The sequence below is a fragment of the Coleofasciculus sp. C1-SOL-03 genome (genome assembly GCF_040220555.1).
Classification (GTDB): Bacteria; Cyanobacteriota; Cyanobacteriia; order Cyanobacteriales; family Coleofasciculaceae; genus Coleofasciculus.
On record NZ_JAVJUO010000161.1, the window covers coordinates 1 to 21,615 of the forward strand.

A 21,615-nucleotide genomic window follows, 5' to 3' on the forward strand; every position below is an offset into this window, starting at 1 on the left:
AAAAGACTGCTTAAATCGTTACCCAGACTTGATAATGGAGATCTCTAGCCTGGAAAAAGAATTTGTTGATTTTGACCAGTGGGACAAACAGGATGGTAAAAAAGTTTGGGATTTAAGTTACTGGGCTGAGGTAAAAGCGACCTCCCCCGATGGTGATCCAGAATGTGATTTTAAGATTGATCAGTATGACCAATGGCAAAAGCTTGGAGAGCCGATGTACAAGGATGTCTACGAGCCTCTTTATGATTGTGACTGGTCATCTATTAAGCCTTTTTGCGATGCGGATAGCGACACTATTGGTGATATTGTCTCTGTTCAGTTTGACGCTGTAAAAGCCGTTGATAGCTACCACGGCGGAATTCATTTTTACAATAATGTATTTCCCCTCTAGGAATGCAGGTGTTAAATATAGATGGCAACATCATCTAAGTTTTGCCTCAGCACGAATCCACACAATACGGTAGTGTCCCATCCAAACCGCTTAACCCCGAAACCGTAGGGGCGCATGGCGTGCGCCCATCAAATCGACATCTAATCCATCATTTTAGCTGTGTCAATCCAGTAGGGTGAGAGAGCATTCCAGATGGTCTTTATCGAGCCTAACCCATCCGCGCCGCGATTCCCATTCGTGTTTTTACTGAAATTTGATAAGTGACGCCTTTAAATTGGGAATAGATAGCGAGCAAGATGCTGATTGGATAGGGAGCAAGATGCTCGCACTACTACGACAATAATTTCATCGGAAATCTGGAAAAACACCCCATTTTTCAGAGGCTCTCTTTATTTTTAGTCCGCACTCGCTGATACACCTGTTCCATTGCCTCAATAAATGAACTATCCTTGTGCCAAAAGGGAGGAATATCTCCGGCTTTTTTAATCAAAATGGCGGGAATATTAGCAGTTGTATCCACCTCCACCATTGAGGGTAATCGTTTCTCTCCTAACCAGAACTCCTTCTGATTCACAGATGATGGTGGTGGCATTTTTTCGGGCTGGGTATAGTAAGATTGGGCGGGTTCTATGGCGGCTTCCTGATCCTGTAAGGCTTGGGATAACACCTGACCTAATGGAGATTTCGCCAATTCTTGCTGTAGCTTTTCTGGCGATAACCCTCTGAGTTCAAAGAGTAAAAATGGGTTGGCGTCTAATTCGTTGGCGACTAAGTAATACACCCCGGCGATATGTTTACAGGGATTTGACCAGTCGGGACAGGAACAATGGGTGGTAAAGTCAGAACGGCTTTTGGGTAATAATTGAAGGTTGACATCGGCAAATGCCTCTTCAATATTATCTGGCATCTCATTCATGAGTAGTTTAGAGACAAAACTTGCCTTAGATGACAAATTCGCGATCGCCTTTGACCAAGATGCGGCTGAAATTGGTTTTATTTCAATGGTTGTGGTATATAATGGTTCTTTATAAACGCCAAAATAGGGATTAATTGAACCCCTAACTTTTGCGGTTATTTTCCCCTGAATAATTTTATACTCTTTAATCTTACCCCCACTGGCATAAGAACGCCCTCGCCCCAGTCTACCGGAGTCGGTAAAGGATTCTAAGGCATCAATAAAGCGTTTGCCCCACCAGGTTCGGCTAAATCTAGACATTCTGCATAACTCCTCAGTTTAATAGCACTTGTAGTGGGCTGACACAGTTAAAATTGTGGGATAGATTTGACTGTGGAATTGGGCGCAAGCCTTGCGCCCCTACAATTCTACTCCACCAATTAAGGTGTGCCACGACGCCATCGTGGGTATTGCCCACCAAAATTAACTCAAATCCCCCCTCCTAACTTTATAAAATAGCGGCTTTATTCAACGCAATCAACTGTTTAAACCGTTCATTATCCAGTTCCGTTAACCATGACTCATCCGCCCCGACAATCGCCCCCGACAATTTTTTCTTCTCTTCAATCATCTGGTCAATCCGTTCTTCTAACGTACCTAATGCCACGAATTTATGCACAAAAACATTCTTCTTTTGACCAATCCGGAACGCGCGGTCAGTGGCTTGGTCTTCGACGGCGGGGTTCCACCAACGGTCAAAATGGAAAACGTGATTGGCTTTAGTTAAGGTGATGCCGACACCCCCAGCTTTCAGGGATAAAATAAACGCCGAGGGTTCAGTGTCGGGGTCTTGAAATGCCGTAATCATTTGCTCTCGCTTTGACCGACTGATGCCGCCATGAATATAATAAGTGTTGTAATGCAAGGTCTGTTTCAGATAGTTGGTTAGGGCGCTACCAATGTCCGTAAATTGGGTGAAAATTAGCAAACTTTCCCCTTCCGCATTCACCTCCTCAATCATTTCGATCAGGCGTTCTAATTTATGCGATCGCGTGGGCGAGAATTCACTGTTATCTTGGAGAAACTGGGCTGGATGATTACAAACTTGTTTCAGTTTCAGGAGGGTTGACAAAATCAACCCTTTGCGGTTTATTCCTTCAGCATCTTCCAGTTTTGCCTCCACATCTTTGACCACGGCTTCATATAAGGAGGCTTGTTCTTGGGTAAGCTGGCAATACTGTTTGTGTTCAAGTTTATCCGGTAAATCTTTAATAATCTGTTTGTCCGTCTTCACCCGTCGTAAAATCAACGGTTGAACTAACTGCTTTAACACCGTCGATTGTCGGCGGTTATTGTCTTTTTGAATCGGCAGTTCAAAGGCTTTGCGAAACTGGGCTTGTTTGCCTAAATAGCCCGGATTGAGAAAGTTGAAGATTGACCAAAGGTCTAATAAACGGTTTTCTATCGGGGTTCCAGTTAACGCCACACGATGATAAGCGGGTAATTTGAGAATGGCTTTGGTTTGGGCGGCTTTGGGATTTTTAATGTTTTGGGCTTCGTCGAGAACTAAACGGTGCCAGGTGACGCTTTTAAACAGTTTTTCGTCTTTGCGGGCGAGGGTGAATGAAGTAATGATTACGTCAAGGCTTTGGCTAGCTGATTTAAACTCCTTTTCCGTTTTAATTCGGTTACTCCCATGATGCACTAAGGTACGCAAATGCGGGGCAAATTTTTCAATCTCTTTTTGCCAATTCCCCACCACAGAGGTTGGCGCAATTAACAGGGTAGGAGATACCGAAGACTCGGTTTCGCGTTCCTTGACTAACTGGGCAATAATCTGAATCGACTTACCCAAACCCATATCATCGGCTAGACAGCCATTGAGTCCCAATTGTTCTAAATATTGCAGCCAAGATACACCGCGTTTTTGATACTCCCTTAATGTTCCTTGTAATTGGGCGGGATTGTCAATCGGTTCCAGTCGGCTGGGGTTATTCAAGCACGCCATCATTTGACCTAAGATAGCATCATGTTCGACTTCTATCTCTGTGTCAGCTTCGCTGGTTTTCTTGAGTAACTCCAGCAGTGTCATTTCCGCTGTTTCTTCCTGGTGGGATTGCCAAAAGTCCAGCATTTGCTGCATCTTATTTTTATCGAGTTCAATCCACTGACCTCGAAACTGGACTAAGGGCGTTTTTGCCGCCACCAACTGCTGCCATTCCTGGGGGGTGACGACTTGACCGCCGATGGAGAGTTGGTAGTGATATTGAATAATGGTATCCAGATTAAAATAACCCTTACTCGCGGCTTTTGTAGACTGAGAGGTTTTTGGGGAAGCCTTGAGGCGCAGCTTGGCACGTTGACGCCCGGAGGGAGTCCACCAGGCGGGAACAATCACTTTATATCCGGCATCTTCTAGCACCCAGGCTTGTTCTTTGAGAAAGGTGAATGCTTCCGCTAAGGTAAGGTTTAACCCTATGGGTTGGTCGGTTTCCAAGCCGCGCCAAATTTCCGGGTAAATCCGGGCAGCATAACCGAGATTTAGGAGTAAGGTTTTCTCGAACTCTTGACCAAATTGTTGATAAACCGTGGCTTTCTTTTTTTTACTCAAAGTCCAATAGTCGGCAACTGCTAGTTTCAGGGAGGGGTCTTTTTTAGAGGCAACAATAAACTGAATCTGCCAGGAGTCGGAAGACTCCGCCCCTGGGTCTTCTAATTGAAAACAAAGATGGAAGGTGGAGGTATCAGACCCTCCCCTAATTTGTTGTTTCCAACTTGACCATTGTTTATAGAGATCTAATGCCCGTTCAGGGGCTTGGGCTAGGGGAGTTTGTGAGGAATAGAGGCAATCGGTAATCAGAGAATGATTAATTCTTTTATCCAAAACAGCCGGGATTGGGGTATTGGTGACAATCTCCGTCAGCAAACATTCAGAAAAATGCCGCAGTAACGTTTCTTTGGCGTAAAATTCGATAGGTTCGGGGGGACTGGCGTGACCGGATACACAGGCAAGGGGCATATAGTCTTGATAATAGTCAATCGTCTCTTCATAGTGATCCGATATAATTTGCCAACCTGGATAAAGTTCAAATAACTGAGTTTTGGCGCTACGTTTACGTTTGCTTTTGGGTGGGGGTAATTCCCTGTATTTCATCGCTGGAATATATTGGTCTTTGAGGATAACTTGTTTAAAGGACTGGGTGTAGTGATACCAAAAGAGTAAATCAGACCCCAGTTGCAGTTCTGCGGGATTGTAGAGGGCAATAAAATGCAGGTCATTTAAGCATTTAATCACGGGGGCGATTGCGCCAGATTTACGTCCAGATGTTTGGTGAACTGGGCTAATCTGATAACAATCAATTATCCAGATATGCCACTCCACAGATTCTGGCAATTCAATTTCCAGATAGCGGCTTAATTCCGGTGACGGCAGCGGTTGTCCTTGAGTTGTGGGCAGAATAAAGTATTGGGGGGTAATTTGATCCTGAATCGGGCTAGATGAGGTTGGGGAAATGCCGAGTTCATTCACTAGAAGGTTGGCTAAATCCGCTTGGGTTAATTGAGCCGGATGCGTATTGCTGTGGGCAGTTTTCTGGGGAGAAGGGGTATCCGTTTCCACCCACAGATAAAACGCGCCCGTTTGGATGAATGCGTCAGAGGTTTGGGGAATCCAGGTGCCATGGAGAATTTTCATGACGAGATGCTGACTAGGTTAGGTTGAAGCGTAACGGTTGAGGGAATGATACCAAATTGGCAGCCGTATTATCAATAAACAGAATTAAGGATAACGGCACTGAAATCAGCATGAGGAAATCGCCGCAACCTTTAATATCCCGTAGTGACGTGGCACACCTTATTTAGGGGATTAGCATTGTAGGGGCGCATGGCGTGCGCCCGGTTTAACCCTTCGACTTCGCGGCAATTGAGCCTGTCGAAATTCAGGGTTAAACGTCAAATCTATTCCATAATTTTAGCTGTGTCAGTCCGCCATCGTGGGTTGAGCGAAGTCGAAACCCACCAGCTTTAAGTCGAATGTCGTTGACTTAAGCGGATTTCGTAGTAGCACGAAGCGTGCCAGAAGCGAAGACAGCGCTGACTACAAACTCTAAAGTCAGTGCTATTAGGCTTAAGGAACTAAAGTGAACGGTAGAGAGGATCATTTATTCGTTGTAAAGGTTTGAGGTCTATGTACAAAACTCAATACAATCTGATTAGTGAGTAGCGAGCAAGATGCTCGCACTACCAGGATTTCCCTATTATTGATATTATTCACAGAGAGGCTCTTAAGAGAATAGCTGTTTAGACTTCCCTAGAATTTTAATTAATGGAAACTCAATGTTAAACTGTTTGTTGTCTTCAATATATTAAGTTAATGAAATGGATTAGTGTAATCACCCTCTTCTTAAGTATCTGGGGGTGGGGATGTGAAATTACTCAAGCGGCTGAACCCAGGCTGGGCAGTTCGTTTAAGCAGTGGTGTCTATTACGTGAGAGCTTGTCAGATGAGGCTAAAAAAACAGTGGAGGTTCTTTTGGCACAAGCAGGTACAAGTGATTGTGAACAAGCCTCAGTTGATCTGTCGAGTCGCATTAGGTTTGACCTTCGCAGTAACCAAATAAAAGATGTTAGTCCTCTCTCTGGGCTTGCAAATCTAACTGTGCTTCTCCTGACGGATAACCAAATAAAAGATGTTAGTCCTCTCTAAAGAACCTGTTTCAATCTGACAAATAAAAAGTCACCTGAGTTCGATATTTGAAGAACAAGCTAGAACCAAATCCCCAAGGGTATTATTTTGACTTTCGTTTCGACTTGGGCGGTGTTCGGTGTGCGCCGAAGTATTTTTCACTGCGGTAGCGAAGCCACACTCGCAACACTTGGGGGATCTGTTCTTTTTGTTCTTTGGTCAGGGTATTATAAAGTGCTAAAGCGCGATCGCGTTCTCGGCGACAGGCAGCATTATTGTGAGCATCCCAGTAGCTACGGGCAACCCGAATCCGCCGACAGACTTCCTTGATTAGTGCTTTTCCGGTGAGGGGTTGTTTCTGCTTTGCCATACTTTAATCAGAATGCACTACTCTCAATCCTAACCTTTAGCCGGAAAGCGTTTGCCCTTACTTGGGGGGCTGAATACCATGACATCTCCGAAAAGCTCTGTCAAAAGATGCTTCGTTTCGTTCCTCCGCTTCGCTCCGGACTCCACTCAGCATGACAAATTCTACCTTAGACTGCAACTTGATATAAGTGTTGTGATGGGGGAGACAAAAGGTAAAAGGCTTTCAGAGAATCGCCGTAGTGCGAGCGTCTCGCTCGCTATTTTGCCTAGTTTTGAACTGATAAAGGCTTAAACCCTTGCATTTCAATGTTTTTTTATCGACGCAGTGAAGCATCTGTTCAGATTCTGACACTACATCAACCCAGAACGAAACGCCTGCACTGCTGATTGCGTGCGATCATCACCACGCAGTTTATCCAAAACATTCTGGACATAGTGTTGAACTGTTCCCGCTGGAATATCTAAGCGTTTAGCAATTACCTCATTATCATATCCTTCAATAATGAACTGCAAAACAGCTAACTCCTGTTCAGTTAAAGGACAAGCCGCTATCAGTTGACTGGGTTTGCTCATATAATCCTGAATCGGTACGGTTTCTTGGGGGGGTGCTATCTCAGGTTGAGTCTGAGTTAAACTGCTATGTTTTAGAACAATTTTAGCAATTCCGGGATCAAGCCAAACATCGCCTCTATGAGTCCGTTTAATTGCATTTAATAGCTGCTCAAAGTTAATTGTCTTCATGCAATAGGAACTCGCCCCGGCTGCCAAGGCTGCCATAACTGCTTCTTCGTTTTCCTGTAAGGTTAAGATTAAAATTTTTGTCGAACAATCGGGATGATTCGCTTTAATACTTTGAAAACGTTGAGTTAACTCGATGCCATCCATGTCAGGAAGTCCAATGTCAACAATCCCAATATCTGGTTGAATCCTTTCCAGTAACGTTAACCCATCAGCACTATTGGTAGCTTCACCTACCCATTCAATCTCATGACTCTCTTGTAAAGCGGTTCGGAAGCCTATACGAGTGAGTTCATGGTCTTCAATTAAAACGACTCTAATTTTACTCATTATCAATCTTGAACATCAGGTTTGCCAATAATCAGGTAAGTAGTCGGATAAAAGTAAAGTTAACGGTTGAGATTAGGCAACAGGCAACAGGCAACAGGCAACAGTAAGGGTTTGAGGGTTGTTAGCATTTCTGGGTACAGGGTACAGATTTTATGTCCAGTACTTATCTGAGGATGAATGGTGCTGACTTAGGGCTGGTGGGCAATGCCCACCCTACGGTATGTCGAGGGTTTTGGTGTCTAACGGGGAATCAGGCATTGCAATGCATCTTAGCGTACCCTGGAAGCTAAAGCGCGATCGCACTCCCGTAACTGCTACGCTTAGGCTAGGCGTCTCTAGACTTCCAGAACCTTGTACCCTAAAGGGTAGAACAGTTATCCATCAACACAGGAACCGCTATGCAAAAGTACCTCCCTTTAGTCGCTCGGATTTTTCTCTCCGCTATTTTTATCAAATCGGGGATTAGTAAAATATTCGGTTTCGCTGGCACTCAAGAGTATATGGCTGCTAGCGGAATTCCTTTGGCGGGTGTCGTTCTCGTTCCGACTATCATTGTATTAGTTGGTGGTGGACTCTCGGTTTTATTGGGCTATAAAGCTCGTTGGGGAGCATTATTATTGATTGGCTTTTTAATTCCCGCCACCTTGATTTTTCACACCCAGTTTCCTGAAGAAGAAAATGCCTTTTTCAAGAATTTAGGCTTAATGGGGGGATTATTGATGGTTGTCGCATTTGGTGCAGGTGAGATTAGTTTGGATCAGCACAGCGACTCCTCTTCTATGCAGTCGGCGAAATAGATTGGTTCTTTGATTAGAATAAACTGGGGAATAGAAAGTAGTGGCGTGACACACCTTATTTGGTGGATTAGAATTGTAGGGGCGCAAGGCTTGCGCCCAGTTTAAACGTCAAATCTATTCCACAATTTTAGCTGTGTCAGTCCAGTAGATGTAAGTCGTTGGGAATTTAAACCTTAATAAAATAATGGCAAATTCCTTAGAGTGCGAGCATCTTGCTCGCTATTACTACCAATTCATCGCTACTAATACCCAATTGAAATGTACGACAGCGTATTCGTCATTAACTGCTAATAAACAAGCCGCGATCGCACATCAATATCTGTTAAAATTAAGAAAAAATGACTCCGATAAGGAGGTAATTATGCCAATTCAAAGCAAAAGCACAATGGGAAAAGTTTTCACCAAACTGACAATTACTAACCGAACTGACCAAGTTTTAGCAGAAGATGGGGTGATACCAGAAGAGAAAATTCGGTCAATAACTCTAAAAAATGTCTTGGCAAATAAAAGAGCCACGACTTTGTGTTTGCCATCAGATGCAATTGCTTCACTGGGACTAAAAATTCTCAAAGAAGTCGATGTTGCGACAGCCATGGGTATCGGCAAAGCCCGAATTTTCCGAGATGCCACTCTTTCTATATTGGGTAGAGAAGGAACCTTTGAGTGTTTGGAATTACCTGGTGGTGCAGATGCGCTTTTGGGTGTGATACCGTTGGAAGCATTGGGGTTAGACATAGATGTGCAAAATCAAACCTTGAAGCCGTTACCCATCAGTCCAACAGATATCTATTTGACAATTTTGTAAGAATCTATAAGCTTGAGAACATCAGTTGGGTTTCGACTTCGCTCAACCCAACCTACTTAGGAAATCTAAAACCTTAGACAAATGACCAATGACCAATGACCAATGACAAACCTTTATACCCTTGAGCTACTGTATTAATCCAAACTGCCCAAACCCTGAAAACTCAACCACTCAAAACTTCTGCCAAACCTGTGGCACAAAACTTATCCTAGCAGAACGATATCGTCCGCTGCGACTTCTGGGTGCTGGGGGATTGGGTAGAACCCTGTTAGCCGAGGATGAATCCCAACCCTCAAAACCTTACTGCGCCATCAAACAATTTTACCCCCAAGGACAAAACAATTCCCCCAAAGCTGCCCAATTATTTCATCAAGAAGCGGAACGCTTACAAGAATTAGGCAACCATCCCCAAATCCCGGAATTCTTAGCCTATTTTGAACAGAATAATTGTCAGTACATTGTCCAGGAATTTATTGATGGACAGAATCTAAATCAAGAGTTAGCAGAAATGGGCGCATTTTCCGAAAAACAGGTTCGCTCTCTGCTGAGTGACTTACTCCCCGTACTGCAATTTGTTCATCAAGGCAATGTTATTCATCGAGATGTTAAACCGGAGAATATTATCCGGCGGCGTCGCGACAATAAATTAGTTCTTGTGGACTTTGGCGCGGCAAAATATGCGACCTGGACAATATTAGCGAAAACAGGGACAACCATTGGTTCTGCTGGATATGCTGCACCGGAACAAACCTTTGGTAAAGCTGTCTTTGCTAGCGATATCTATAGTTTGGGCGTTACTTGCATTCACTTGTTAACCCAGATGCAGCCCTTTGATTTATATGAACCACTAGAAAGTGGGTTTATCTGGCGACAGTATTTGGTCAATAATCCCGTCAGTCAAGACTTAGCTGAACTGCTGGACAAAATGATTGATCCGGTGATGAAACAGCGATATCAATCAGTTGAGCAAGTTCTCCAAGATTTCCATCACTTGGGAACCAGTCAGGTAACGATTCAACCAACTATTCCCTCGCAACCCCTAAACGTTAATGCTTCGCTGGTCAATACAATTCGGGGTCATTCGGGGAGAATCTCTACTATCACCTTCAGCCCGGATAAAAAAAGTCTGGCGAGTGGTAGTGTTGATAAAACGATTAAACTGTGGCAAGTGAGTATGGCATGGGAAATTCGTACATTTGGGGGCTGGTTTTCTGGGAAGCATAGTAAAGAAATAACCGGTCTGGCGTTTAGCCCGGATGGAAAATATCTAGTCAGTGGAAGTCGAGATGAAACCCTCAGATTATGGCAGGTACAAACCGGGAAACAATTAGTTAGTCTCAAAAGTCATAACGGTGGCGTAGATTCAGTCGCATTTAACCCCAAGAAACGTCTTTTGGCGAGTTGCGGTAGAGATAACAAAATTCGGATTTGCCAGAGTCAAACGTTGAAAACGATACAGGTTTTATCCAGTCGTTCCAGTGGATTTAATTGTGTCGCCTTTAGTCCCGATGGACAAATCTTGGCAAGTGGGAGTGGCTATCGAACCATTAAACTGTGGTACGTTCCCTATTGGCAAAGGCTGGGGACTCTAGCCGGACATATCAATTCCGTTGATGCGATCGCGTTTAGTCCTGATAGTATGATTCTAGCCAGTGGCAGTTCAGACGCGACGATTCGGTTATGGGATATTCGCACTCTGACGCAAACCGCCCTAATTCAAGGGAATTGTCCCCAAGTGCGTTCCCTCGCCTTTAGTCCCGATGGGCGTCTCCTCGCCAGTTGCGGGGGTGATAACATGATTAGAATTTGGGATGTTGCAACTGGACAAGACTGTTGTACTCTCGAAGGACATACAGACATCGTTCAAGTTGTGGCATTTAGTCCCGATGGACAAACCTTGGCGAGTGGGAGTTGTGATAAAACGATTAAAATTTGGCGTGTTTGGTAAGAATTGTCATTTGTCATTCGTCATTTAGTCGGGGCGGGTGTAGTGGCGTGGCACACCTTAATTGGTGGATTAGAATTGTAGGGGCGCATGGCGTGCGCCCATTTTAACGGTAAAATCTATTCCACAATTTTAGCTGTGTCAGTCCGCCATCGTGCGTTAGCAAAGCGTAACGCACCATTTCAAACGATAGTCGTGAAACCCGCCCCTACATAAGAAATGGGGTTTGGAGACCAAACCCCTACATAATCTCCCTCATCTACCTGTTCCCTGATAATATGACTCAACCCATCAATCTTTTCGAGTACGAATCATTAGCCCATCAGCAGTTATCTCGCATGGCGCTGGATTATTACGCCAGTGGCGCTTGGGATGAAATAACGTTACGTGATAATCGGACTGCGTTTGAGAAATTCAAACTATGTCCCCGAATGTTAGTTAATGTTAGTCAGCGCGATTTAAGTACAACGGTTTTAGGGCAATCTCTCTCCCTACCCATTCTAATTGCGCCGACGGCATTTCAATGTTTAGCACATCCAGAGGGGGAAATCGCGACAGCAAAGGTAGCGGCGAATGTGGGTTCAGCGATGGTATTGAGTACCATGTCTACTCAACCGTTAGAAGAGGTAGCATTGACATCCAAACAGGTGCAGTCAGACTCTCAGACAGATAGTCATTCTCCATTATGGTTTCAACTCTATGTCCATCGCGATCGCGCTTTGACTCAAGACTTAGTTGAACGGGCGGAAGCCGCCGGATATAGCGCCATTTGTCTCACCGTTGATGCGCCTGTTTTAGGGTGTCGAGAAAAGGATAAACGCAATCAGTTTACCTTACCCCTGGGGATGCAGTTGGCGAATTTAGTCCATCGCGATATTCCGGAAATTGTCGGCGAGTCTGGTTTATTTGCCTATTTTGTCCAACAGCTTGATCCTGGCTTGACTTGGCGGGATTTGGAATGGTTGCAGTCCTTGACAAAATTACCCGTTATTGTTAAAGGAATTCTACGCGGTGATGATGCATTGCGGGCAGTAGAACATGGGGCAAAAGCGGTAATTGTCTCCAATCATGGCGGTAGACAATTGGATAGTGCGATCGCGTCAATTGATGCGCTTCCTGATGTTGTCGCGGCTGTCGGCGATAAGGTTGATATCCTCATGGATGGAGGGATTCGCCGTGGCACCGATATCCTCAAAGCCTTAGCCTTAGGCGCGAAAGCGGTACTGGTGGGGCGTCCGGTGTTGTGGGGATTAGCCGTGGCGGGAGAAGCTGGTGTGCAGCATGTCTTGGAATTGTTGCGGGATGAGTTGGATGTGGCAATGGCGTTGAGTGGTTGTGCCAAGGTAGAGGATATTGATCAGAGTTTACTCAAGCTAGATTTTAAGGCGACAGGTTAATACAAATTAATCATAAATTCTGGAGTTGGAACGGTTTTTGGTATAGACTACAAAGAAGCGGGAAAAAGATTTGATCTGAATTGTTGTATTATTAGAAACATTTTTGGGTAGGTTTCTCCTAACTCGACAAGTTGAGAACCTCCTAAGAGTGCCTCTCCTACGTTCTTTGCTGGTCTCAAACTATCTATTCTGAAAATAGGGCATAGGGTGGGACAGTCCTAGAGATTGGCAGGGAATCACTACGATACAGCCATCTCAAAAGAGGAAGGTAGACATGAACAAGTTTTCAATCGCTGTAGTTGGCGCTACAGTGCTTGCCGTAAGCCCAGTTAATCGCGATCCGGCTGAGGCAGCCCAGTTGACAAATCTGAAGGTGCATGGCAATGTAACTGTTTCTTCAGATGATTTGCCATTGTTCAATGAGCCTGAGACTATAGAACGGACAGTAAACGCGGAGGTGATTATTGATAACCTTGCAGGTAGGCTTGAAGATGAAGAAGATTCACATTTAACCTTTCCGATCATCGGCTATTTGAATGAGTACTTGCCTGAACTGTTCTCAGATCTTCCCGTAGAAATTTCTCTGGCAACTTTTAGTGGTCAAGGGTCTATTTATGGTGACGCGGCTAAAAGCAATCCACTATCCAAGTTTTCTTGGTCATACAACCAGGATGACGATATCGTGACTGTCGATGGCTACGACTTCTCTAGTATTGAGATGTGTCTAACGGCAACCTGTTATCTATCGGGAGAGAGTGAGCAGTTGAGCGTATCTGTTCCTGGTATGCCTTTATCGATGCCCGCCGAAATGAGTTTTGATGTTGCTCAAACAGCAACTCTCCTGCCTATGGATACATCACAACCGCCTGGTATCCAATCCTTTAATGTCTCCGATGCTAACACGGAATCCGTCCCTGAACCTCTGACTATCTTGGGTTCAGTCACTGCTCTAGGATTTGGTACATTGTTCAAGCGAGAGCATTCCAGAAGACAGCGGAATCGGACAAAACAATAGGTTAACTCACTCAATAGGGAGACTGACACCCCTTCCTTGGTAGGGAAGGGGTTGAAGGTTAGGGTGGTAAGACTACTGAGCCGACTTATCGAACTTTGTTACGCTTATCAACAATAACAACGTCCGGATCTTTATCGCCTTCTAGATCGTGAGCTTCAACAACTTCTCGCTCATTTGTATTCGGCTGCTTAACCGTTGACACAGGCTTTTGTTCAACATGTGTTTCTACATGTTCTTCTTTCAGGTGAACGTCTTCTTCATGCTCATGTTCAACCTGCTCAGGTGCCTCAAAAATTTCTAATTCTTCCGCATGGCGATCGCGCATAATTGAGGCAGCATGTTCAACTTTCTCCTCGCTGCCGCTGACCATCAATAAATAGTCGCCAGCTTTGACGCGCTCATTGTACACCTTGGCTTTTTCTTCCGGAATACCCAGACCAATCAAAGCACCAACAATACCACCTGTTGCTGCACCAACTCCGGCTCCGGCTAAGGTTGAACCTAACGCTCCTATCTCGGTTCCAGCCGCGAGGATTGGACCGACACCAGGAATCGCCAGTACACCGACGCCAATCAAGAAGCCACCAACACCACCAAGAAGAGTACCTGTAGTCGCGCCTACACCTGCTCCTTCTTTGGATTCATTCCCTTGTCTTTCGGTAATTTCTTTAGCGCCTTCAACGTCTTCGATATTCCGCGCTAGGAGAGAGACTCTCTCCATATCAAAATCAGCATCTTTGAGTGCTTGGATCGTATCTTGCAGATCTCCGCGCTTGGGGAAAATACCAACAACACGTTTGTAGTCACGGGTTTCGGGGACAAACTTTTCTTTTTCTAACATTACTGTTTCCTTTGAATAAATTAAACAACGGTTAGGCTTGATTCAGCCCTTTGTTTTGGTTTTGACTAAAGCTATCCGGATGAAGGCAAAAGTATAAAAACTCATGTCACACTTTATCCTTCCGGACAAACTTATTATTTATTATCGACAGCAGAAGGAAAAATATCTTCGGCTACGATAACGGGTCTGTCTGTATATCTAGACCCAAACTCCTTAATCTTTTCCGCGTCCCAACCGAGGTCAGAATCCTGCAACAGCTTCGGGTCAAACTGACGCGCTACACCCGTCACGGTGACTCTTTCGCCGTCTTGAACAACGCTATCCTCAGCTTTAAGATTGCGATTGACACCAATCACTAAAACGCCGATATCATCGACCCAACCATCTTCAAATAGAGAGAGTGAACTGGGAGAGTAAACCTCTCTAACATCACCTTCGACAGCAATAACTTTATCGAAATAGCCTGTCGGCGCTTCCGCTAAGTCTTGAGGAGTCGGAGCCAAGGCGAGGGATTCAGCGATAATAGCGGGTTTGTCTTCATACTCGACATATTCGTCACCTAACTCTACACCGTATTCGGTTTCGATATCGGCAATCACCAATTGCACGACTTCACCTGTTACTTGAATTGGCATCTCTTGCTCCTCTGGAAGCTGGAAGGGAGCTTGTGTCGCATTAAGGATCAGAATGGATTCGCCGCCCAACTCCTCAGGCTGTACGACATAGCCAAGATCTCCGACTTTTTGTTCGACTATGTTTCTAATTGTGACCTCTTTCCCGATGATATCTTCGGTATTTTCAACAACATCTTCGCTGGTGACGTTGGTTTTTCCCTCCTGAATTTCCTCGTTACCCGTCGTGCAGCCAGGAAGCAGCAAAGCGGCTAGAGCGAATGCGATCGCGCCTAAGTAAGTCCCTGTTCGTTTAGTCCATAAGGGGACGGAGTCTCCTTGATTCAACATGTATTATTCCTATTTCTAGAACGAAAGTTGCTGCTGGTTATCGCAGCCAACTCAACCATCGAACTCGTTGACGGTTAGTTAGATGGAGGTTGTCGTAAAACGTTAGTTATAGCGTTTTACTTATTGCACTAACCTACATTCGCTCTAAAAAATCCTTTTTGTATCTATCAGGAGAGTGACTTTCTCCCTCTGACTAATTGCAGAGTATTCCGGAAGCTTGAGCGGTTATTCCTTTTCAGGGTAGGCACAGGGGAGATTGATCGGGTGATTAATTTCTGCCATAATGATCGGAATGCAAGCACTCAACATCCTAGCTCTAACCCTCCTATTAGGCGTCACCCTAACAGTTTCACCCTTTGCCCAACCCGTTCAGGCACAACCCTGGCGTCCGGTACGTGGTAGTATCCTGTTTGGGATTAGTGGCATGGCATTCCTCGAACAGCAAGAGGATTCCACCTCGTTTCTCATCGTTCATGACAATAAAGGTGTAGGGGAAGGGCGTCTGGCGATAATCACGGTTATCGGCGAACAAGCCCCTGAATATTTGCCGATCAACTGGTCAAACCAACCTTTACCTGTAGATTTAGAAGCACTCACGGCTGTTCCTGGACAATCGCCACCCACATTTATGGCATTAACCAGTTCGGGAACAGTCTATCATTTCCGGCTCAATGGCAATCATCAAAATGTGTCTGTTTTAAATGTATTTAATTTGCCCAATTTGCCGGAAGGAACTAATTTAGAAGGATTTGCCTTGCAACAAATTGAGGATAAGCTGCTCGCAGTTTGGGCGCATCGAGGTAACCAGGAAGAACCCGGAGTCCTGTACTGGGGAGTTTTGGACTTGAAAACCAACGAGATTACGCCTCAAGGTTCAGCCCCGTTAACTGTCCCGTTTCCAGGGAGTAATGTTCGCCATATTTCTGATCTCAAGGTTGATTCGGCTGGAATTGTTTACATTACCTCAGCGTCCGATAACGGGAACAATGGACCCTTCCGGTCTGCCGTTTACGTAGCAGGTGGTTTGAGTTTACAGGATAACCGCATTGTATTTCGTCAAAATCAAGCACTGATTCCTATTTATCGCTTAAATTATCACAAAGTAGAAGCGATTGAACTCCTACCCGGTAAAGCCGGAGGAATTATTTTAGGGACAGATGATGAAAATATGGGTTCATCAGTTTGGGGCTTTGACGGAATGTTTTAATCCCTTATTTTTAAGTAGAGACGCGCCATGGCGCGTCTCTACTACTTAAATGATGTGTCCTAACCGCTATAGCGTTTGCTATAATATTAAAATCTATTCATCGTCTTTTTGCATAAAAATTTGCGAAATATAGTAGCGATCATCTTCTCGCCAAATTCCTATACCTGTCTCGTGGAAATCAGAATTCAAAATAGATTCGCGTTGCCCCTCGTCATCCATCCATTTTTGTACTATTGATGACGCAGAAGGAGAAGTATCGGAGAATTTATCAAAGGAAAAATTTTCAGCAATATGCTCAAAAGAAAACCCCGCAGCTTGCGCCCTTTTTTCTAAAGGTTCTCCTTGAAGTCCCAGAGGTGATAAAAAGTTGCTTTGTGCCATTTTACGGCTATCACTACGAGCCAGTTTCGCCAAATTATCGTTAATTTTTAGTTGATTGAGACCACGCTGCTGACGAATTTCATTGATGCGCTGATGAATTTTTGCCTCCAATTGTGCTATGGCATCGGATTGGACAGTGATACCATAATCGGCGCTATCGCCTTCCGCAAGACTCTCTCTAGTCGGTGTCTCTTCTTGGGTTGGGCGTGGTGAAGTATCTAGGGAAAAAACTGTACAACTTGATAAGAGGAAACTAAGGAATACAGCCCCAGCCAAATAGGTAAATAGTTGCTGTGGTGGCGTTAAAAACCCTGTCAAAGCTTTACTAGGTTTGGATTGGCTGTTCAGCTTGCTCATCGATTATCTCCTTTGTCCAATCCGAAATGTATTGCACTTATCTTAGTTTACAGCACTTTTTCCGATGGAATACAAAAATGTATCCACTTGCTGTTTGGCTCAATCAGGGTCTGTAGTCAGCTAACATTTTTTTATACTAGCTACTCGGCTCAATTTTTTTAAACAGTCTCAAAATTAGTAAAATAAATAGAGCAGAAATTAAACTCAAACCCCATAACCCACACCCTGCCGCAACGCCCAACGCTGATGACACCCAAACCGCCGCCGCCGTAGTCAGTCCCCGAATTCTATATCCTTGTCGCTGCGGCTGAGATTCTTGTACGATTACTCCTGCACCTAAAAATCCTATGCCACCGATAATGCCTTGAATCACGCGAGGAAGTGCGTCTGCGCTTTGTTCAGCAACACCAATTAATATGGGTATCAAGGCAAAGAATGCAGAACCAAAGCTAACTAGGATATGGGTTCTAAATCCGGCAGGTTTATCTTTAATTTCCCGTTCAAAGCCGATAATTCCGCCGACCAGCAAAGCCATACCGAGTCTAAGTCCTATCCCTAACCAATCATTTGGCGCAAGTACGTAAATGTTTGACATCAATTGACATCCTTCCCAACTAACTCTTTTGAGTATAGTTGAAGATGAATCGCCAAAGTCGATATTAACTCCAGTGAGAGTAGAATAAAGACCTATTAATATAGTAGCAAGAGCGACTTGTACCAAACCCGAAAAACGCCACGATTTGACCGAAGCACCGGAATGCGATCGCGTCTACAACCGCACTATAGAACTAACCACTCTCAAACAGTGGATACTCCAAGAAAAAATCCGCATCGTCACTATTTCTCAATCGAACTTGGCAGGCGAAAGTATCTCTACTTCAAGAGCTTCCCCTGCTCCCCCTGCTCTTAGCGCTTAAGTTGACACCAATGCCCCTGCACCCCCTACTCTACTCTTTCCCCCCAGCGCCGGGATGTTCTCGCCCAGGAACGCTCTCCAGTGCTGTCAGCGCCGCCTGCGAACCTGCCAAAATATCTCGTTCTTCACCCCCCAAATAGAGGCGTCCAAAACTGCCAACGGCAGAAATTTGCAGGATATTAATCGAGGCGGCTTTCTCGGCTTCATTCGCCGCCAAAGCCGCATAAGCGGCGGGTGCGACTTCTAAAACATACAAAGTTTGTCCTGCCAAAATCATCTGTCCCCGTCGGGTGCGATTAATCAGTTGAGTTTGGTGGGGGTCAATATTGCGAATAATCTGGCTAGAGACAACGCGGGGTTTAAGCCGTTCTCGTTCACCGACGCCTAGGGTGGCTAGAATCGCTTTCCCCGCCGCCCTGGTTTCTCCCTGTTTGTTCGCATGGACTTCCAGAACCCCATAGAGTCGTTCCACCATCTGCACGGCGGGACGTACCGAGGTTGATTTTAGCGCCACATCGGTAATCCGGTTAATTTCAATACCGGGTGAGATTTCAATCCAGAGCGACGTATCTCCAGGTAATGGCAAGAATCCTAGCGCCACTGTCCCCATATATGCCGCGTGCTGCGGCTGTAAGCTATCGATATAGACATAGGATCGCAATTCTATCGCCAAGGTTATTTCTCCGTAGATTGGGGTTCAAGCGGCTGGCATCGGCAACATTCGAGTTTACCGGAAAAGGAAGTGCGATCGCGATTTTTGCTGGGAAGTTACCCAACCTAGTGCCAGAAGGTAGGAGGCAGACAGCAGCAGGCAACATCTGCTAAAGCGCCAGGTTAACCAAAGTGCAGTTTAGTTATAGTATTTAAACTGACAGACATTCTACCCGCGCCAGAAAAAGTAAACGGATGGTGCGCCGTTTCCCTAATCATCATGGCTAAGAAATCGAAGACAACGACCGAGGTTAGTCTGAGAGACCCTAAATACTACTTCAACCGGGAACTCAGTTGGTTAGAATTTAACGATCGCGTCTTGCATGAAGCCCTCGATTCCCGAACCCCATTGCTGGAACGCTTGAAGTTTCTGGCGATCTTTAGTTCTAACCTGGATGAATTCTTTATGGTTCGGGTGGCGGGGTTGAAGCAGCAGTTGGAGGCGGGGGTGACATCCCTAACTGCCGATGGTCGCACACCGGGCGATCAATTGGATGGGATTAATCAGCGGTTACTCCCCATGGTCAAGGAACAACATGACCATTTTGAACAAGTTTTGCGACCCGCATTGTCACAACAGGGGATCTACCTGCTGGATTACATGGATTTGAACTCCGAACAGCGGACGTATTTGCAAAACTACTTTGAGGAGCAAATTTTTCCGGTTCTGACGCCCCTGGCGGTTGACCCTAGCCACCCCTTCCCCTATATTTCCAACTTGAGTCTGAATCTAGCTGTGGTGGTGAAAGACCCCGATAAAGGTGAGGAATTTTTTGCCCGGGTGAAAGTGCCTAAAGTCTTACCTCGGTTTGTCACCCTTCCCGAACCGTTACGAGAACGGCAAAAGGGAAAACCTGCCCTCTGGATGGGCGTTCCCCTAGAACAGGTAATTGCCCATAATTTAGAGTTTCTGTTTCCAGGGATGAATATCCAAGAATATCACCCGTTTCGGATTACTCGCAATGCCGACTTAGCCGTCGAGGAAGATGAAGCAGATGACCTCCTCTTGGCAATTGAAGAAGGACTGCGGAAGCGACGCCTGGGGGGTTCCGCCGTCCGCATGGAAATTCATGCGACTGTACCCGAAAATTTGCGGGAAACGCTGATGCGGGAGATGGGACTCCAGGACAGTGATGTCTACGAAATTGATGGTTTATTGGGACTAGGGGACTTGATGTCGTTTATAGGATTACCCCTACCAGAACTCAAAGACACCCCCTGGACACCCGTTATGCCCGTCGAGTTGCGATCGCTCTCTGGGGAGGAAGATGGAGATGACTTCTTTAGCATTATTCGCAAACGGGATTTATTTGTCCACCATCCCTACCATTCCTTTAGTGGTACCGTCCAGCGATTTATTACCCAGGCGGCGGATGACCCGGATGTACTGGCGATTAAAATGACACTCTATCGCACCTCTGGCGACTCTCCGATTGTCAACGCTTTGATTAAAGCCGCCGAAAATGGCAAGCAGGTCGCCGTTTTGGTGGAATTGAAAGCCCGTTTTGATGAAGAGAATAATATTCTCTGGGCGCGTAAGTTAGAACAAGCTGGGGTTCATGTAGTGTATGGGATTATTAAGTTAAAAACCCATACCAAAATCGTACTGGTGGTGCGTCAAGAAGAGAAGCAGATTCGCCGCTATGTTCACATTGGCACGGGAAACTATAACCCGAAAACAGCCAGAATTTACACGGATTTAGGACTCCTAAGCTGTCGTGAGGATTTAGGGGCAGATTTAACCGATTTATTTAATTTTCTGACGGGATACTCTCGCCAGCGCTCCTATCGCAAGTTATTAGTCGCCCCCGTGAATTTACGCGATCGCATGACAGGGATGATTCGGCGGGAAATTGAGCATTGTCGCCAAGGAAACACCGGGCGGATTGTTGCCAAAATGAATTCGTTGGTCGATCCGAAGATTATCGCTACTCTCTACGAAGCCTCCCAAGCGGGCGTACAAATTGATTTAATTGTCCGAGGAATTTGCTGTTTGCGTCCTGGTGTCGTCGGTGTTAGCGATAATATTCGGGTGATTAGTATTGTCGGTCGCTTTTTAGAACATTCGCGGATTTATTACTTCTATAATCAGGGGGATGAAGAAGTTTATATTGGCAGCGCTGACTGGATGCGTCGCAATTTAGATCGGCGAGTTGAGGCGATTACACCTGTAGAAGATCCAGAAATTATCAAAGATTTGCAAGAAATTTTAGCGATTATGATGGCAGATAATCGCCAAGCGTGGGAATTGCAACCCGATGGGCGTTATATCCAACGTCAACCGGAGGATGCGAAAGAGCAATGCGCTCAAAAGATTTTTATGGAGATGGCAAAGGAATCAGCGAAGGAGGCGGCGGGAAGGGGGTAGACATCGTAGGCTCCTTGCATTGGTGTCAACTTAAGCAGACATCCTTGATTCGGCAGAAATGCTTTTAAATTACAAGAATCAACAATCTTGTGAAAGAGGATTTAGATTTCTGAAAGACCCTGTATTTTTTGCCTTGATCCGGTATGTAGTCTTTTGTACTTCAAATTGAAGTGCGGAGTCTAGGCTGTAACAAACGGGTGGCTTTACCTAGTGCGATCGGCAAAACTCCCGTCGCCAATGGATCTAAGGTTCCCCCATGTCCGACTCGTTTCAGCCGCAGCAGACGCCGCACTTTCGCCACGCAGTCGTGAGACGTGAATCCTGTGGGTTTGTTTAAATTCAGAAATCCTTGCATTCGTCAACACAGATTACCCAGATAGCAATAACATTCTCCAGAAGACTCAATCGTGAATAACACAGATTGTCACAGAGAACTTAATAATCTCCCCAACAATCTAATCATCCTTTGCCCCCCACCACTAACACCTCTGTGAAATCAGTGCGAC

At 45.3% G+C, this 21,615-nt stretch carries 19 protein-coding genes and 1 pseudogene; 10 read left to right on the forward strand and 10 right to left on the reverse strand.

Features of this window, described 5'->3' with window-relative positions:
* The coding region (locus RIE73_RS26020; protein WP_446403935.1) for a hypothetical protein at positions 1 to 391 on the forward strand (391 nt) is incomplete at its 5' end.
* A gap of 376 nt (positions 392 to 767) precedes the next feature.
* Here RIE73_RS26020 and RIE73_RS26025 read toward each other — a convergent pair.
* The gene (locus RIE73_RS26025; RefSeq protein WP_446403936.1) at positions 768 to 1,607 is read right to left on the reverse strand and encodes an SWIM zinc finger family protein; all 840 of its coding nucleotides are present in this window, start codon (positions 1,605 to 1,607) and stop codon (positions 768 to 770) included.
* Between the two features lie 187 nt (positions 1,608 to 1,794).
* Entirely contained in the window at positions 1,795 to 4,980 is a 3,186-nt protein-coding gene (locus tag RIE73_RS26030) for a DEAD/DEAH box helicase (RefSeq protein ID WP_446403937.1), read from the reverse strand.
* Positions 4,981 to 5,658: 678 nt separating this feature from the next.
* Between RIE73_RS26030 and RIE73_RS26035 the strand changes: the two genes are divergently transcribed.
* Positions 5,659 to 5,991 (forward strand): leucine-rich repeat domain-containing protein, encoded by a 333-nt coding sequence (locus RIE73_RS26035; RefSeq protein ID WP_446403938.1) that lies wholly within the window; start codon positions 5,659 to 5,661, stop codon positions 5,989 to 5,991.
* An 82-nt stretch (positions 5,992 to 6,073) separates the two neighbouring features.
* Here RIE73_RS26035 and RIE73_RS26040 read toward each other — a convergent pair whose 3' ends face one another.
* Both RIE73_RS26040 and RIE73_RS26045 read right to left on the reverse strand, forming a co-directional pair.
* Positions 6,074 to 6,340, reverse strand: a complete 267-nt coding sequence (locus RIE73_RS26040; protein WP_446403939.1) for a Precorrin-3B methylase — start codon at positions 6,338 to 6,340, stop codon at positions 6,074 to 6,076.
* A 350-nt stretch (positions 6,341 to 6,690) separates the two neighbouring features.
* A complete protein-coding gene (locus RIE73_RS26045; RefSeq protein WP_446403940.1) occupies positions 6,691 to 7,407 on the reverse strand; it encodes a response regulator transcription factor in 717 nt (238 codons plus the stop codon).
* A 398-nt stretch (positions 7,408 to 7,805) separates the two neighbouring features.
* Between RIE73_RS26045 and RIE73_RS26050 the strand changes: the two genes are divergently transcribed.
* The 5 genes from RIE73_RS26050 to RIE73_RS26070 all read left to right on the forward strand — a co-directional run bounded on the left by RIE73_RS26050 (position 7,806) and on the right by RIE73_RS26070 (position 13,366).
* Positions 7,806 to 8,204, forward strand: coding sequence for a DoxX family protein (locus tag RIE73_RS26050; protein ID WP_446403941.1), 399 nt, complete (start codon positions 7,806 to 7,808; stop codon positions 8,202 to 8,204).
* A gap of 361 nt (positions 8,205 to 8,565) precedes the next feature.
* The gene (locus RIE73_RS26055; RefSeq protein WP_446403964.1) at positions 8,566 to 9,009 is read left to right on the forward strand and encodes an aspartyl protease; all 444 of its coding nucleotides are present in this window, start codon (positions 8,566 to 8,568) and stop codon (positions 9,007 to 9,009) included.
* A gap of 121 nt (positions 9,010 to 9,130) precedes the next feature.
* On the forward strand, positions 9,131 to 10,957 hold the full coding sequence (locus tag RIE73_RS26060) for a protein kinase domain-containing protein (protein WP_446403942.1): 1,827 nt from the start codon (positions 9,131 to 9,133) through the stop codon (positions 10,955 to 10,957).
* Between the two features lie 275 nt (positions 10,958 to 11,232).
* A complete protein-coding gene (locus RIE73_RS26065; RefSeq protein WP_446403943.1) occupies positions 11,233 to 12,351 on the forward strand; it encodes an alpha-hydroxy acid oxidase in 1,119 nt (372 codons plus the stop codon).
* 274 nt (positions 12,352 to 12,625) lie between these two features.
* Positions 12,626 to 13,366 carry a PEP-CTERM sorting domain-containing protein gene (locus RIE73_RS26070; RefSeq protein ID WP_446403944.1) on the forward strand — a complete coding sequence of 247 codons (741 nt, stop codon included), beginning with the start codon at positions 12,626 to 12,628 and terminating at the stop codon, positions 13,364 to 13,366.
* Positions 13,367 to 13,451: 85 nt separating this feature from the next.
* On the opposite strand, the gene RIE73_RS26075 is transcribed toward RIE73_RS26070, so the two are convergent.
* Together RIE73_RS26075 and RIE73_RS26080 are read right to left on the reverse strand one after the other, a co-directional pair.
* The gene (locus RIE73_RS26075) at positions 13,452 to 14,207 is read right to left on the reverse strand and encodes a histidine kinase (RefSeq protein ID WP_446403945.1); all 756 of its coding nucleotides are present in this window, start codon (positions 14,205 to 14,207) and stop codon (positions 13,452 to 13,454) included.
* Between the two features lie 134 nt (positions 14,208 to 14,341).
* Positions 14,342 to 15,169, reverse strand: a complete 828-nt coding sequence (locus RIE73_RS26080; protein WP_446403946.1) for a hypothetical protein — start codon at positions 15,167 to 15,169, stop codon at positions 14,342 to 14,344.
* A gap of 292 nt (positions 15,170 to 15,461) precedes the next feature.
* On the opposite strand from RIE73_RS26080, the gene RIE73_RS26085 reads away from it, so the two are divergent.
* On the forward strand, positions 15,462 to 16,376 hold the full coding sequence (locus RIE73_RS26085) for a hypothetical protein (RefSeq protein ID WP_446403947.1): 915 nt from the start codon (positions 15,462 to 15,464) through the stop codon (positions 16,374 to 16,376).
* A gap of 93 nt (positions 16,377 to 16,469) precedes the next feature.
* Here the strand turns inward: RIE73_RS26085 and RIE73_RS26090 are convergent, their stop codons facing one another.
* Entirely contained in the window at positions 16,470 to 17,114 is a 645-nt protein-coding gene (locus RIE73_RS26090; protein WP_446403948.1) for a CAP domain-containing protein, read from the reverse strand.
* Between the two features lie 136 nt (positions 17,115 to 17,250).
* The gene (locus RIE73_RS26095) at positions 17,251 to 17,709 is read right to left on the reverse strand and encodes an MgtC/SapB family protein (RefSeq protein WP_446403949.1); all 459 of its coding nucleotides are present in this window, start codon (positions 17,707 to 17,709) and stop codon (positions 17,251 to 17,253) included.
* 145 nt (positions 17,710 to 17,854) lie between these two features.
* On the opposite strand from RIE73_RS26095, the gene RIE73_RS26100 reads away from it, so the two are divergent.
* A complete protein-coding gene (locus RIE73_RS26100) occupies positions 17,855 to 18,031 on the forward strand; it encodes a hypothetical protein (protein WP_446403950.1) in 177 nt (58 codons plus the stop codon).
* A 30-nt stretch (positions 18,032 to 18,061) separates the two neighbouring features.
* Here RIE73_RS26100 and RIE73_RS26105 read toward each other — a convergent pair whose 3' ends face one another.
* Positions 18,062 to 18,703 (reverse strand): hypothetical protein, encoded by a 642-nt coding sequence (locus RIE73_RS26105; protein ID WP_446403951.1) that lies wholly within the window; start codon positions 18,701 to 18,703, stop codon positions 18,062 to 18,064.
* Positions 18,704 to 18,961: 258 nt separating this feature from the next.
* Between RIE73_RS26105 and ppk1 the strand changes: the two genes are divergently transcribed.
* Positions 18,962 to 21,109 (forward strand): polyphosphate kinase 1, encoded by a 2,148-nt coding sequence (ppk1, locus tag RIE73_RS26110; protein ID WP_446403952.1) that lies wholly within the window; start codon positions 18,962 to 18,964, stop codon positions 21,107 to 21,109.
* A gap of 184 nt (positions 21,110 to 21,293) precedes the next feature.
* Here ppk1 and truB read toward each other — a convergent pair.
* Positions 21,294 to 21,464, reverse strand: a pseudogene (truB, locus tag RIE73_RS26115) (tRNA pseudouridine(55) synthase TruB); the annotation flags it as partial.
* Between the last annotated feature and the right edge of the window lie 151 nt (positions 21,465 to 21,615).

Bases quoted from the DNA above. Each gene is read 5' to 3' on its own strand.
- RIE73_RS26090 (WP_446403948.1), bottom strand. From the start codon at position 17,114: ATGAGCAAGCTGAACAGCCAATCCAAACCTAGTAAAGCTTTGACAGGG.
- RIE73_RS26025 (WP_446403936.1), bottom strand. From the start codon at position 1,607: ATGTCTAGATTTAGCCGAACCTGGTGGGGCAAACGCTTTATTGATGCC.
- RIE73_RS26040 (WP_446403939.1), bottom strand. From the start codon at position 6,340: ATGGCAAAGCAGAAACAACCCCTCACCGGAAAAGCACTAATCAAGGAA.
- RIE73_RS26085 (WP_446403947.1), top strand. From the start codon at position 15,462: ATGCAAGCACTCAACATCCTAGCTCTAACCCTCCTATTAGGCGTCACC.
- RIE73_RS26050 (WP_446403941.1), top strand. From the start codon at position 7,806: ATGCAAAAGTACCTCCCTTTAGTCGCTCGGATTTTTCTCTCCGCTATT.
- RIE73_RS26035 (WP_446403938.1), top strand. From the start codon at position 5,659: ATGAAATGGATTAGTGTAATCACCCTCTTCTTAAGTATCTGGGGGTGG.
- ppk1 (WP_446403952.1), top strand. From the start codon at position 18,962: ATGGCTAAGAAATCGAAGACAACGACCGAGGTTAGTCTGAGAGACCCT.
- RIE73_RS26070 (WP_446403944.1), top strand. From the start codon at position 12,626: ATGAACAAGTTTTCAATCGCTGTAGTTGGCGCTACAGTGCTTGCCGTA.
- RIE73_RS26030 (WP_446403937.1), bottom strand. From the start codon at position 4,980: ATGAAAATTCTCCATGGCACCTGGATTCCCCAAACCTCTGACGCATTC.
- RIE73_RS26075 (WP_446403945.1), bottom strand. From the start codon at position 14,207: ATGTTAGAAAAAGAAAAGTTTGTCCCCGAAACCCGTGACTACAAACGT.
- RIE73_RS26080 (WP_446403946.1), bottom strand. From the start codon at position 15,169: ATGTTGAATCAAGGAGACTCCGTCCCCTTATGGACTAAACGAACAGGG.
- RIE73_RS26095 (WP_446403949.1), bottom strand. From the start codon at position 17,709: ATGTCAAACATTTACGTACTTGCGCCAAATGATTGGTTAGGGATAGGA.
- RIE73_RS26055 (WP_446403964.1), top strand. From the start codon at position 8,566: ATGCCAATTCAAAGCAAAAGCACAATGGGAAAAGTTTTCACCAAACTG.
- RIE73_RS26065 (WP_446403943.1), top strand. From the start codon at position 11,233: ATGACTCAACCCATCAATCTTTTCGAGTACGAATCATTAGCCCATCAG.
- RIE73_RS26045 (WP_446403940.1), bottom strand. From the start codon at position 7,407: ATGAGTAAAATTAGAGTCGTTTTAATTGAAGACCATGAACTCACTCGT.